We start from the raw sequence: 12,874 nt of genomic DNA, 5'->3' as shown, positions 1-12,874 counted from the left end.
GTGAAACGAGCCATTATAGAAGAAAACGCCACGTGAAGCCGGACAGGGTATCGAACGACGTCGGATGGGCCGCGCGCGTTACGCGTGGGCTCGGCGAGCCCACCCTACGACAATCCGGCAGCGGCCGCCTGCATCTACGCCCGGCCGAGCAGCCCGTCGACGCCGTACAACTTTGCCAACGCATCGACGTTGGCCGGCACATTGATGAACTTCAGGCTGCGCCCCTGTCCCTGCGCGCGGCGCTGCCAGGCCAGCATCAGGGCCAGGGCCGAGGAGTCGGCGGCCTTGACGCCGCCGAGGTCGAACTCGGTTTCGCCGGCGGACACGGCCGCACAGCCCTGCGCCAACGCCGCTTGCGCGTTGTCGAACGTCAGGGCTTCCAGCGAGAGCATGGGATTCGCTTCCGCCATGCTTACTTCTGCGCGGACTTGGTCAGCGGCTTGTTGGCCAGCTGCTCGTTGCGGTCGTGCAGCTTCTTGATCAGGCCGTCGATGCCGTTCTTGCCGATTTCCGACGCGAAGGTGCTCTTGTAGGTCTCGACCAGCCACGCGCCCAGCACGTTCAGGTCGAAGATCTTCCAGCCCTGCGGGCCCTTGGCCAGGCGGTAGTTCAGGGTGATCGGCTCGCCGCGGGTCAGGTTGACCTGCGATTTCACCTCGACTTCCGTGTCGGCCGGGTCGGCGCGGAACGGCTTGAACTCGATGGTTTCGTTCTTGATCTGCGACAGCGCACCGGCATAGGTGTACACGAGCAGCGTGCGGAACTCGGCCGCCAGCTGCTTTTGCTGCTCCGGCGTCGCCTGGCGCCAGAAGCGGCCGGCGGCCTGGGCCGTCATCTTGTCCGAATCGACGTACGGCAGGATCTTGCTGTTGACCAGATCCATGATTTTCTTGTTGTTGCCGGCCTGGATGTCCTTGTCGGCCTTGACGCTCTCGATGACGTCGGTGGAGACGCGTTTCACGAGGGCATCCGGTGCCTCGACGGCGGCACGGGCCGGTGCGACGAGAACGGCGGTGGACATGGCCACGGCGGCGGCGGTCACGATCAGTTTTGCGATGGGTTTCATACGCTTCCTTTAATTTGGTTGGGTCTGGCCAAGCGGTCCCGCGTGCTGCGCGGACGGCCTGGCTGTACCGTCGTTAACTATTTGCTGGCCGGTTCGGATGACACGGGCGCCGCTGCGGGCTCTTCCGCGCCATCTTCGGGCACCGGTTTCGGGCCCAGTTTCACGCCCAGCTTCAATTCGACCTTTTCCTGGACCTTTTCCAGTTTTTCGTGGACCTTGTCGGCGCGTTCCTGCGCCTTGTCCGTGTCGAGCACCTTGCTGTTGCGGCGCTGCATGTAGCCGTCACGGATGAATTCGTAACGGTCGAGGGCGGCGTCTTCCAGCAGGTTCGACGCGTCCAGCACGCTGGCACGCTGGTCGACCGCGCGCAGGACGATGCCGCTGGTGCGCCACGGTACATCGTTCACGTGGGTCCACGCATCGCCCCACCAGTCGGCGGGCAAGGTCGCGGTGTCACGGATCGTAGATGGGCCCAGCAGCGGCAACATCAAGTAGGGACCGCTCGGCACGCCCCAATATCCGAGGGTCTGGCCGAAGTCCTCGTTATGCTTGCGCATGCCGGCCGGGGTGGCGATGTCCAGCACGCCGGCAAGACCCAGCGTGGAGTTCACGGCAAAACGCATGAAATCGTTCAAGCCGTCTTGCCCTTTCAGCTGGGCAAAATTGTTCAGCGAGCTCCACAAATCGGTCAAGTTACCGAAGAAATTGTTCACGCCCGTTTGCACGAAGGTCGGCGTGACGTTCTTGTAGGCGGTGGCGGCCGGCTTCAGGGCGACGCGGTCGACCGTGTCGTTGAAGCTGAACATGGCCCGGTTGAACTTCTCGAACGGGTCTTTCGGGTTGGCGGTCGTCGCACAGCCACTCAGCAATACGGCTGCACCGAGTGCCAGCGCCAGGCCAGTGCGGATACGCGGCGAGGCGGAGTCATTGCGGTTCGTCATTTGCTACTGTCCTTTCCTTCGGCTGCCTTGCTATAGATAAATTGATTAATCAAGTCTTCGAGCACTGCGGCCGATTGCGTACGGGTGATGCGGTCGCCTTCGACGAGATTGTTCGTGTCGCCACCGGCCTCGATGCCGATGTATTGCTCACCGAGCAGGCCCGAGGTCAGGATCTTCAGGGAGCTGTCCTTCGGGAACTTGTAAGCAGGATTCAAATCGAGGCGGACGATCGCCTGGAAGCTTTTATCGTCGAACGCAATGTCGCCCACGCGGCCCACGACCACGCCCGCGCTCTTGACGGCCGACTGCGGCTTCAGGCCGCCGATGTTGTCGAACTTGCCCGTGATCGAATAGGTCTTGCTGAACGAAATCGTGCTCATGTTACCGGCCTTGAGGGCCAGGAAAAGGAGCGATAACGCACCCAACAGGACAAAAAGGCCGACCCAGACGTCAATGGATTTACGATGCATAAGTTTTTCCCAACTCTTCAGATTACTTGTTGAACATCAAGGCGGTCATGACGAAGTCCAGCCCCAGCACCATCAGCGACGCGATCACGACGGTGCGCGTGGTGGCGCGCGACACGCCTTCCGGCGTCGGCTGCGCTTCATAGCCCTGGAACAGGGCCGTGAACGTCACGGCCATGCCGAATACAAAGCTCTTGATGACGCCGTTCATGATGTCGCGGCGCACGTCGATGTTCGCCTGCATCTGCGACCAGAACGCGCCCTCGTCCACGCCGATCAGCTGCACGCCGACGAGGTAGCCGCCGACCACGCCGATGGCGGAGAACACGGCGGCCAGCACCGGCATGGCGATCAGGCCCGCCCAGAACCGGGGCGCCAGCACGCGCTGGATCGGGTTGACGGCCATCATTTCCATCGCGGTCAGTTGCTCGCCGGCCTTCATGAGGCCGATTTCCGCCGTGAGGGACGTGCCGGCGCGGCCCGCGAACAGCAGCGCCGTCACGACCGGCCCCAGTTCGCGCAGCAGCGACAGCGCCACGAGCTGGCCCAGCTTTTCCTCGGCGCCGAACTGGCTCAGCGTGTAATAGCCCTGCAGGCCCAGCACCATGCCGACGAACAGGCCGGACACGGTGATGATCAGCAAGGAGTAATTGCCGATGAAGTGGACCTGTTCCGAAATCAGGGTCGGACGGCGCAGCGCGCCCGGCGCCTTGCCGAGCAGGCCGCCGAACGAACGCGTGACGAAGCCGACGCGGGCGAAAGTGTCGAGGACGAAGCCCCCGATGAGTGCGAGAGGATTGGTCATCGCTTGCCTCCCAGGCCCAGGTCCTCGGCCAGCGATTTGCCGGGATAGTGGAACGGCACGGGGCCGTCCGGCTCGGCGTTCACGAATTGTTTGACGTACGGATCGGTCGAGCGGCGCATCTCGTCCGGCGTGCCCGAAGCGACGATCCGGCCCGCGGACAGGAAATACACGTAATCAGCGATCAAGAAAGTTTCGTTCACGTCGTGCGAGACGAGGATGGACGTCGAGCCGAGCGCGTCGTTCAGGTTGCGGATCAGGTTGGCGGTCACGCCCATCGAGATCGGATCGAGGCCGGCGAACGGTTCGTCGTACATGATCAGCGCCGGGTCGAGCGCGACGGCACGGGCGAGCGCCACGCGGCGCGCCATGCCGCCCGAGATCTCGTTCGGCTTCAGGTCCGCGGCATTGCGCAGGCCGACGGCATTCAGGCGCATCAGCACCAGGTCGCGGATCAGTTCTTCCGGCAGTTCCGTGTGCTCGCGCAGCGGAAAGGCCACGTTCTCGAACACGGTCAGGTCGGTGAACAGCGCGCCGAACTGGAACAGCATGCCCATCTTGCGCCGCAACCTGTACAGGCCTTCGGTGTCGAGCTGGTTCACCACCTCGCCATTCACGGCGACGGTGCCGCGCTGCGGCTTGATCTGGCCGCCGATCAGGCGCAGGACCGTCGTCTTGCCCGAGCCGGAGCCGCCCATCACGGCAATCAGTTTGCCGCGCGGGAAGTCCATGCTCAGGTTCTGCAGGATCGGGCGATCGCCATACGAAAAATGCAGATCGCGAATTTCGACGAGGTTGGACACAGTGGATATTGGTATTTGGAGAATCCCGTATTGTAGTGCAGAAACGGCAAGGCCTGCAGGACACGGCCCGATTCCGGGGATGTTATCGACGTGATATTACAACATTACTAAACGAAGAGTCAGATATTTTGCGACATAAGTGCTTGTTTTTAATAACTTATGCATACAACACATTGTTTCACATTAGTAAACAATCTTTACAAATGCCTGAAAGAAACCCTTTTGCGGGGACATCCTGAAGATCCACTACATCGCGATCCGGCGTCCTGTCCCGGACGTCGGGAACGGGCAAATACCGGGCTTTCGGTCACGCCCCATTTAACAATCGGATGCCGAATCTTTGCCCCTGCCAGATGGTCTAACGATCATGACAAAAGCCCTGGTCCACATCGACAGCGGCGCGGCGACGATGGAAGGCATGCTCGAGCTGCCCGACACTCCCTCCGGCGTCGTGCTGTTCGCGCACGGCAGCGGCAGCAGCCGTTTGAGCCCGCGCAACAACCACGTGGCGCACGTGCTGCGCGACGCCGGCATCGGTACGCTGCTGCTGGACCTGCTCACGCCGCACGAAGACCGTCAATACCATAACCGATTCGATATCTCCCTGCTGACGGGCCGCCTGCGCGCGGCAGCAAGCTGGCTGGGCGCGCAGGACGCGACGGCCCCGTTGCCGCTGGGCCTGTTCGGCGCCAGCACGGGCGCGGCCGCCGCGTTGCAGCTGGCGGCGGACCCGGCGGTGCCCATCGCGGCCGTCGTGTCGCGCGGCGGGCGGCCGGATCTCGCCGGCAGCGACGCCCTGCGCGCCGTCGAGGCGCCGACACTCCTCATCGTGGGCGGTGCCGACGAACCCGTCATCGCGCTGAACCGGCAAGCCTATGGCGAGCTGGGCTGCGTAAAACGGCTGGCGCTCGTGCCCGGTGCGACGCATTTGTTCGAGGAACCTGGCACGCTGGAAGAGGTGGCGCGGCTGGCAGCGGACTGGTTCACGAGCTGGTTCGTCCATGAGCCCTGATCTGCGCCCTCTGCGCCTCGTGTTCGGCGGCGACGTCATGCTGGGCCGCCACGTGCGCGACGTCATGCTGCGCGACGGCGTCCACGCGCCGCTGGAAGCGATCTCGCCGCTGCTGCGCGCGGCCGACGCGACCATCGTGAACCTGGAGTGTGCACTTACTGACAGCGTAGAGCGCTGGCACGGCGTCCCCAAGGCGTTTTATTTTGCCGCGACGCCGGTGGCCGGCCAGGCGCTGCTCGACGCCGGCATCCGCATGGTCAGCCTCGCCAACAACCACAGTCTCGACTACGACGTGCAAGGGCTGGCCGATACGCTGCGCATCCTCGACGCGCACGGCATCGGCCACACGGGCGCCGGTCCGGATCTCGCATGGGCGCTGTCTCCGGCCGTCGTGGCGTGCGGCAAGGTGCTCGTCGGGATGGCGGCGTTCTGCGACCACCAGGCCGATTTCGCCGCGACGGACGATCATCCCGGCATCGCCTGGCTCGGCCTGCACGACGAAACGGCCGCCACCGACGCCTTCGCACGCGCGCTCGCGCCCCTGCGCGCGGCCGGCGTGCGCTGGCCGGTGTTGTCGCTGCACTGGGGTCCGAACAGGGTGACGGCGCCCGCACCGCACCTGCGCCGCCTCGCACACGCCGCGATCGACGTCGGCTGGAAGATCGTCTACGGCCACAGCGCGCACATCTTCCACGGCATCGAGCTGTACCGGGGCTGGCCGATCCTGTACGCGACTGGCGACCTCGTCGACGACTACGCCGTCGACGCGGACCTGCGCAACGACCATCAACTGCTGTTCGAGGTGCACCTGGGCGAGGACGCCCTGCGCCGCATCGTGCTGCACCCGGTGTTCATCCGCCACGGCCGCGTGCTACCTGCCGACCACACGCAACGCACGTGGATTTATACGCGCATGCAGGCGCTGTGCCGCGATCTCGGCACGGCAGCGCGGCTGGACGGCGACCTGCTCGTCATCGAGCCGGAGGCCGCCAGGCCGCACGAGTGATCCGCTTCGTAGACCTGCCTTTTCCAGCCCAGCACGAGTGCGATGTGCTCGCGTAATCCCTGGAAGTAGCGCATCCGGAAATTCCGGACACCGGCCGCCAGCCTGACCGGCGCAAAGTGCTTGCGCGCCATGCATGCCGTCGATGCCGAGGATCGCACCGTCGTCGGAGAGCATTCTTCGATCGGATCTCCAAATGAAAACACCCTGCAAGCCGTAGCATTGCAGGGTGTCTGGAATCAGGCAAGCCTGGCGTCGATCAGCGCGGCAGTACCGACGAACCCATCAGGAATTCATCCACGGCGCGCGCGCACTGGCGGCCTTCGCGGATCGCCCACACGACCAGGGACTGGCCGCGGCGCATGTCGCCGGCGGTGAACACCTTCGGCACCGACGTCTGGTAGCAGACGTCGCCATCGGTCGTGGCGCGTGCGTTGCCGCGCGCATCCTTTTGCACGCCGAACGCGTCCAGCACCTGCTGCACCGGCGAGACGAAGCCCATGGCCAGCAGCACGAGGTCGGCCTTCAGTTCGAATTCCGAGTTGGCCACTTCCGTCATCTTGCCGTCTTTCCACTCGACGCGGCAGGCGATGACTTTTTCCACTTTACCGCCCTTGCCTTCGAAGCGCTTGGTGGCGACGGCGAAGTCGCGCTCGCAGCCCTCTTCGTGCGACGACGAGGTGCGCAGCTTGGTCGGCCAGTACGGCCACACGAGCGGCTTGTTTTCCTGTTCCGGCGGCATCGGCATCAGTTCGAACTGGGTCACCGACGCGGCGCCGTGGCGGTTCGACGTGCCCACGCAGTCGGAGCCGGTATCGCCGCCGCCGATCACGATCACGTGCTTGCCCGTGGCCTTGATCTGGTCCTTGACTTTGTCGCCGGCGTTGACGCGGTTCTGCTGCGGCAGGAAGTCCATCGCGAAGTGCACGCCCTTCAGGTCGCGGCCCGGGACCGGCAGGTCGCGCGGTGCCTCGGCGCCGCCGGCCATGACGACCGCGTCGTAATCTTTCACCAGGTCTTCCGGGAAGATGGTGTCGCGCGCCATGTTGCTGACGGTGGCCGGGAAGTCCTTGCCGATCAGCGTCGAGGTGCGGAACTTCACGCCTTCTTCGCGCATTTGCTCAACCCTGCGGTCGATCAGGTCCTTCTCCATCTTGAAGTCGGGGATGCCGTAGCGCAGCAGGCCGCCGATGCGGTCGTTCTTCTCGAACACCGTCACGTCGTGACCGGCGCGGCCCAGTTGCTGGGCAGCGGCCAGGCCTGCGGGGCCGGAACCGATGATCGCGACCTTCTTGCCCGTTTTGACGGCAGCCGGTTGCGGGACGATCCAGCCGTGTTCCCAGCCGGCGTCGGCGATCTTGCGCTCGATCGACTTGATGCCGACCGGCTCATTGTTGATGCCCAGCGTGCAGGCGGCTTCGCACGGTGCCGGGCAGATGCGGCCCGTGAATTCCGGGAAGTTGTTCGTCGAATGCAGGTTGTCGACGGCGTAGCGGTAGTTGCCGTGGTAGACCAGGTCGTTCCAGTCGGGGATCTGGTTGTTGACGGGGCAGCCGGTGTTGCAGAACGGGATGCCGCAATCCATGCAACGCGCACCTTGCACCTTCGCTTGCGCGTCGGTCAGGGTGATCGAAAATTCCTTGTAGTTCTTGAGGCGGGCAGCGGGTTCCAGGTGGTCTTCTTCCTGGCGCTGAAATTCCATGAAGCCGGTGATCTTACCCATTTGTATTCCTATCGTATTCGGTTCAGTCTAGAGAGATGCGGCGGGCGCGTCGGGCGCCCGCCGGTGAGCATCAGGCAGCCAGTTCGATCTTGTCGTTGGCTTCTTCCATGCTGCTGTTGTGCATCTCTTCCAGTGCGCGCTTGTACTCGGTCGGGAAGACCTTGACGAACTTGCTGCGGCTGTTGGCCCAGTCGTCCAGCAGGTTGCGCGCACGGGTCGAACCGGTGTGCTTGAAGTGACGCTCGATCAGGCGCTTCAGGATCGCTTCGTCCGACTCGCGCTCGCCGTTGCGGGTCTGTGCGTGCCAGCTGGCCTTGTCGCTCTGCTCCTTGGTCGACAGCACGCTCTCCAGTGCGACCATCGCGGTGTTGCACTTCTGCTCGAAGTCGCCCTTCGGATCGTAGACATATGCCACGCCGCCCGACATGCCCGCCGCGAAGTTGCGGCCGGTGTCGCCCAGCACGACGACGGTACCGCCGGTCATGTATTCGCAGCCGTGGTCGCCCACGCCTTCGACGATGGCCGTCGCACCCGAGTTACGCACCGCGAAACGCTCGCCGGCCACGCCGTTCAGGAACGCTTCGCCGGCGATCGCGCCGTACAGCACCGTGTTGCCGACGATGATGTTGTCGACGGCCCAGCCGCGGAACTCCGTGTTCGGACGCACGATGATGCGGCCGCCCGACAGGCCCTTACCGACATAGTCGTTGCCTTCGCCGACCAGGTCCAGCGTGATGCCGTGTGCCAGGAACGCGCCGGCCGACTGGCCCGCAGTGCCCTGCAGCTGGATGTGGATCGTGTCGTCCGGCAGGCCGGCATGGCCGTAGCGCTTGGCGACCTCGCCCGACAGCATCGCGCCGACCGTGCGGTTGACGTTCTTCACCGGCGAGATGAACGAGACGCGCTCGCCCTTCTCCAGCGCGGCCTTGGCCTGCGCGATCAGCTTGTGGTCCAGGGCCTTGTCCAGGCCGTGGTCCTGGCCGTCCGTGTGCAGCAGCTGGCGTTTGTCGTCGACCTTCGGCTGGTAGAAGATGTTGCTGAAGTCCAGGCCCTGCGCCTTCCAGTGGCCGACGGCCTTCGACTTGTCCAGCAGGTCCGAACGGCCGATCAGCTCGTCGAACGTGCGGATGCCCAGCTGGGCCATGATCTGGCGCGCTTCTTCGGCGACGAAGAAGAAGTAGTTCACGACGTGTTCCGGCTTGCCCGAGAACTTGGCGCGCAGTTCCGGATCCTGGGTGGCCACGCCCACCGGGCAGGTGTTCAGGTGGCACTTACGCATCATGATGCAGCCTTCGACGACCAGCGGTGCCGTCGCGAAGCCCACTTCGTCCGCGCCCAGCAGGGCGGCGATGACGACGTCGCGGCCGGTACGCATCTGGCCGTCGGCCTGGACGCGGATACGGCTGCGCAGGCCGTTCAGCACGAGGGTCTGCTGGGTCTCGGCGAGGCCCAGTTCCCACGGCGTGCCGGCGTGCTTGACCGACGACAGCGGCGATGCACCCGTACCGCCGTCATGGCCGGCGACGACGACGTGGTCGGCCTTCGCCTTCGACACACCGGCGGCGACCGTACCGATACCGACTTCCGACACCAGCTTCACGGAGATCGACGCGTGCGGGTTCACGTTCTTGAGGTCGTGGATCAGCTGCGCCAGGTCTTCGATCGAGTAGATGTCGTGGTGCGGCGGCGGCGAGATCAGGCCCACGCCCGGCACCGAGAAGCGCAGCGACGCGATGTACTCGGACACTTTGTGGCCCGGCAGCTGGCCGCCTTCGCCCGGCTTGGCGCCCTGCGCCATCTTGATCTGGATCTGGTCGGCGGACGCCAGGTATTCGGCGGTCACACCGAAGCGGCCCGATGCCACCTGCTTGATCTTCGAACGCAGCGAATCGCCTTCGACCAGCGGGATGTCGGCGACGACGCGGTCCTTGCCCAGGATCGAGGCCAGGGTCTCGCCCTTGGCGATCTTGATGCCCTTGAACTCGCCCATGTAGCGGGCCGGGTCTTCACCGCCTTCACCCGTGTTCGACTTGCCGCCGATACGGTTCATGGCGATGGCCAGCGTGGCGTGGGCTTCGGTCGAGATCGAGCCCAGCGACATCGCACCGGTGGCGAAGCGCTTGACGATTTCCTTGGCCGGCTCGACTTCGTCCAGCGGGATCGCCTTGGTCGGATCGATCTTGAATTCGAACAGGCCGCGCAGCGTCAGGTGACGGCGGCTCTGGTCGTTGATGAGCTGCGCGTACTCTTTATAGGTGCTGAAGTTGTTGGCACGGGTCGAGTGCTGCAGCTTGGCGATGGCGTCCGGCGTCCACAGGTGGTCTTCGCCGCGCACGCGGTAGGCGTATTCGCCGCCGACGTCCAGCGCGTTGGCCAGCAGCGGATCCTTGCCGAAGGCCAGGCCGTGCAGGCGCAGGGCTTCCTCGGCCACTTCGAACAGGCCGATGCCTTCCACCGTCGACGACGTGCCGCGGAAGTACTTGTCGACCAGCGACTTGTTCAGGCCGATGGCTTCGAAGATCTGGGCGCCGCAGTACGACATGTAGGTCGAGATGCCCATCTTCGACATGACCTTCATGAGGCCCTTGCCGACCGCCTTGGTGTAGTTGTACATCGCCTTGTCGGCAGCCATCTCGTGCGGCAGCGTGTGCGCCAGGTCGACCAGCGTTTCCAGCGCCAGGTACGGGTGCACGGCTTCCGCGCCGTAGCCGGCCAGCAGGGCGAAGTGGTGCGTCTCGCGGCACGAGCCGGTTTCCACGACGAGGCCCGTCGATGCGCGCAGGCCGCGCTGGACGAGGTGCTGGTGGATCGCGGACGTCGCCAGCAGCGCCGGGATCGCGACCTGGTCGGCGTTCACGTTGCGGTCCGAGACGATCAGGATGTTGTGGCCCGACTTGACGGCATCGACGGCTTCCGCGCACAGCGAGGCCAGCGACGCTTCGATGCCTTCCTTGCCCCACGAGACCGGGTAGCAGATGTTCAGTTCATACGACTTGAACTTGCCGCCCGTGTGCAGGCTGATGTTGCGCAGGCGGGCCATGTCGTCGAAACCGATGACCGGCTGCGACACTTCGAGGCGCATCGGCGGGTTGACGTTGTTCGTGTCCAGCAGGTTCGGCTTCGGACCGATGAACGACACGAGCGACATCACCATCGCTTCGCGGATCGGGTCGATCGGCGGGTTCGTGACCTGGGCGAACAGCTGCTTGAAGTACGAGTACAGCGGTTTCAGCTTGTTCGACATGACGGCCAGCGGCGAGTCGTTGCCCATCGAGCCGGTGGCTTCTTCGCCCAGCACGGCCATCGGGGCCATCAGGAACTTCAGGTCTTCCTGGGTGTAGCCGAATGCCTGCTGGCGGTCCAGCAGGGAAATGGCGGCTTTCTCGCCCTGTGCGTCTTTCGCGCGGTTCTGCGACAGCTGGCTTTCCGACAGCTTGATTTCGTTCAGCTTGATGCGCACCGACTTGATCCATGCCTTATAGGGCTTGGCATTCGAGTAGGTGTCCTTCAGTTCCTTGTCGTCGATGATGCGGCCGGCTTCCAGGTCGATGAGGAACATCTTGCCCGGCTGCAGACGCCATTTCTTGACGATGCGCGATTCGGGGATCGGCAGCGTGCCCGATTCCGATGCCATGACGACCAGGTCGTCGTCCGTGACGATGTAGCGCGCCGGACGCAGGCCGTTGCGGTCCAGCGTACCGCCGATGTGGCGGCCGTCGGTGAAGGCCATGGCGGCCGGGCCGTCCCACGGTTCCATCATCGCGGCGTGGTATTCGTAGAACGCGCGGCGGTTCTCGTCCATCGTCGCGTGATTTTCCCAGGCTTCCGGGATCATCATCATCATCGCCTGGGCGATCGGGTAGCCGGCCATAACCAGCAGTTCGAGCGCGTTGTCGAAGCAGGCGGTGTCCGACTGGCCTTCATAGATCAGCGGGAACAGTTTCTGCAGGTCGTCGCCCAGCACGGCCGACTTCATGACGCCTTCGCGGGCGCGGGTCCAGTTGAAGTTGCCCTTGACGGTGTTGATCTCGCCGTTGTGCGCCAGCAGGCGGTACGGGTGGGCCAGCGGCCACTCCGGGAACGTGTTCGTCGAGAAGCGCTGGTGCACCATGGCCAGCGCGGAGACGCAGCGCGGATCCTGCAGGTCCTTGTAGTACACGCCGACCTGGTCCGCCAGCAGCAGGCCCTTGTAGACCACGGTACGGGCGGACATCGACGGCACGAAGAATTCCTTGCCGTGGATGAGTTTCAGGGCCTGGATCGCGTGGCCCGACGATTTGCGGATGACGTACAGCTTGCGCTCGAGCGCGTCGGTGACCATCACGTCCGGGCCGCGGCCGATGAAGATCTGGCGGATGACCGGCTCTTTCGCGCGGACGGTCGGCGACATCGGCATCGTGTCGTCCACCGGCACGTTGCGCCAGCCCAGCACGACCTGGCCTTCGGCGCGCACGGCGCGCTCGATTTCCTGTTCGCAGGCGATGCGCGAAGCGTGTTCCTTCGGCAGGAAGATCATGCCGACGCCATATTCGCCCGGCGGCGGCAGTTCGATGCCCTGCTTGGCCATCTCGTCGCGGTAGAACTGGTCGGGGATCTGGATCAGGATACCCGCACCGTCGCCCATCAGGGCATCGGCACCGACGGCGCCCCGGTGGTCCAGGTTCTTCAGGATCAGCAGACCCTGTTCAATAATGGAGTGGCTCTTGTTGCCCTTGATATGGGCGACGAAACCGACGCCGCAGGCGTCGTGTTCATTGGCGGGATCGTACAAACCTTGGGCAATCATGGGGGCTCCGCAGCATTTTGAAGATATTGAAGGCCGAGGATAGAGCAGACTTCGGTAAACATCAATAGCAATAATTAGGGTCGGAGTCGAATTAAATGCCGAGTTTTTTAGTCGTAAATTAAATGGGGACACAGTAGAAGAGGTGCTGCATTTCGCCTACCACATCAATAAAATCATATAGTTATGCGCAAAACCGTCGTTCCCGCGCACGCGGGAACCCAAATTCCGCGTGCCCGCCAACAAACTTAAGCCCCCGCCATCGCAGGGGCGA

Annotated in this window: 10 protein-coding genes; 2 read left to right on the top strand and 8 right to left on the bottom strand. The window is 64.1% G+C overall.

Annotated elements, in window-relative coordinates; all coding sequences use genetic code 11:
- Positions 1-134 precede the first annotated feature (134 nt).
- The 6 genes from ACL58G_RS05395 to ACL58G_RS05370 all read right to left on the bottom strand — a co-directional run bounded on the left by ACL58G_RS05395 (position 135) and on the right by ACL58G_RS05370 (position 4,079).
- Positions 135-410 carry an STAS domain-containing protein gene (locus tag ACL58G_RS05395; RefSeq protein WP_371760708.1) on the bottom strand — a complete coding sequence of 92 codons (276 nt, stop codon included), beginning with the start codon at positions 408-410 and terminating at the stop codon, positions 135-137.
- A 2-nt stretch (positions 411-412) separates the two neighbouring features.
- A complete protein-coding gene (locus ACL58G_RS05390; RefSeq protein WP_413381095.1) occupies positions 413-1,066 on the bottom strand; it encodes an MlaC/ttg2D family ABC transporter substrate-binding protein in 654 nt (217 codons plus the stop codon).
- A gap of 77 nt (positions 1,067-1,143) precedes the next feature.
- Positions 1,144-2,007: an MlaA family lipoprotein gene (locus ACL58G_RS05385; protein ID WP_440965597.1), complete on the bottom strand. Its 864-nt coding sequence runs from the start codon at positions 2,005-2,007 to the stop codon at positions 1,144-1,146.
- Positions 2,004-2,477, bottom strand: a complete 474-nt coding sequence (gene mlaD, locus ACL58G_RS05380) for an outer membrane lipid asymmetry maintenance protein MlaD (protein ID WP_440965595.1) — start codon at positions 2,475-2,477, stop codon at positions 2,004-2,006. The genes ACL58G_RS05385 and mlaD overlap by 4 nt, the downstream gene beginning before the upstream one ends.
- Before the next feature lie 22 nt (positions 2,478-2,499).
- Entirely contained in the window at positions 2,500-3,279 is a 780-nt protein-coding gene (mlaE, locus tag ACL58G_RS05375; protein WP_440965593.1) for a lipid asymmetry maintenance ABC transporter permease subunit MlaE, read from the bottom strand.
- Positions 3,276-4,079, bottom strand: a complete 804-nt coding sequence (locus tag ACL58G_RS05370) for an ABC transporter ATP-binding protein (protein ID WP_413337560.1) — start codon at positions 4,077-4,079, stop codon at positions 3,276-3,278. Before ACL58G_RS05370 ends, mlaE begins: the two co-directional genes overlap by 4 nt.
- 367 nt (positions 4,080-4,446) lie before the next feature.
- Between ACL58G_RS05370 and ACL58G_RS05365 the strand changes: the two genes are divergently transcribed.
- A complete protein-coding gene (locus tag ACL58G_RS05365; RefSeq protein WP_440965591.1) occupies positions 4,447-5,091 on the top strand; it encodes a dienelactone hydrolase family protein in 645 nt (214 codons plus the stop codon).
- Positions 5,081-6,097: a CapA family protein gene (locus ACL58G_RS05360; protein WP_440965589.1), complete on the top strand. Its 1,017-nt coding sequence runs from the start codon at positions 5,081-5,083 to the stop codon at positions 6,095-6,097. The genes ACL58G_RS05365 and ACL58G_RS05360 overlap by 11 nt, the downstream gene beginning before the upstream one ends.
- Before the next feature lie 256 nt (positions 6,098-6,353).
- Here ACL58G_RS05360 and ACL58G_RS05355 read toward each other — a convergent pair whose 3' ends face one another.
- Together ACL58G_RS05355 and ACL58G_RS05350 are read right to left on the bottom strand one after the other, a co-directional pair.
- Positions 6,354-7,817 (bottom strand): glutamate synthase subunit beta, encoded by a 1,464-nt coding sequence (locus ACL58G_RS05355; protein ID WP_440965587.1) that lies wholly within the window; start codon positions 7,815-7,817, stop codon positions 6,354-6,356.
- 70 nt (positions 7,818-7,887) lie between these two features.
- Positions 7,888-12,603, bottom strand: a complete 4,716-nt coding sequence (locus ACL58G_RS05350; protein WP_440965585.1) for a glutamate synthase-related protein — start codon at positions 12,601-12,603, stop codon at positions 7,888-7,890.
- Between the last annotated feature and the right edge of the window lie 271 nt (positions 12,604-12,874).

Origin of the sequence: Massilia sp. GER05 (assembly GCF_052056005.1) — a bacterium.
GTDB classification, from domain to species: domain Bacteria; phylum Pseudomonadota; class Gammaproteobacteria; order Burkholderiales; family Burkholderiaceae_D; genus Telluria; species Telluria orientalis.
The sequence above is the reverse complement of the archived record's forward strand: the minus strand, read 5'-3'. Positions and strand labels throughout refer to the sequence as shown.

Bases quoted from the DNA above. Each gene is read 5' to 3' on its own strand.
- ACL58G_RS05390 (WP_413381095.1), bottom strand. From the start codon at position 1,066: ATGAAACCCATCGCAAAACTGATCGTGACCGCCGCCGCCGTGGCCATG.
- ACL58G_RS05395 (WP_371760708.1), bottom strand. From the start codon at position 410: ATGGCGGAAGCGAATCCCATGCTCTCGCTGGAAGCCCTGACGTTCGAC.
- ACL58G_RS05350 (WP_440965585.1), bottom strand. From the start codon at position 12,603: ATGATTGCCCAAGGTTTGTACGATCCCGCCAATGAACACGACGCCTGC.
- ACL58G_RS05355 (WP_440965587.1), bottom strand. From the start codon at position 7,817: ATGGGTAAGATCACCGGCTTCATGGAATTTCAGCGCCAGGAAGAAGAC.
- ACL58G_RS05385 (WP_440965597.1), bottom strand. From the start codon at position 2,007: ATGACGAACCGCAATGACTCCGCCTCGCCGCGTATCCGCACTGGCCTG.
- ACL58G_RS05360 (WP_440965589.1), top strand. From the start codon at position 5,081: ATGAGCCCTGATCTGCGCCCTCTGCGCCTCGTGTTCGGCGGCGACGTC.
- mlaE (WP_440965593.1), bottom strand. From the start codon at position 3,279: ATGACCAATCCTCTCGCACTCATCGGGGGCTTCGTCCTCGACACTTTC.
- mlaD (WP_440965595.1), bottom strand. From the start codon at position 2,477: ATGCATCGTAAATCCATTGACGTCTGGGTCGGCCTTTTTGTCCTGTTG.
- ACL58G_RS05365 (WP_440965591.1), top strand. From the start codon at position 4,447: ATGACAAAAGCCCTGGTCCACATCGACAGCGGCGCGGCGACGATGGAA.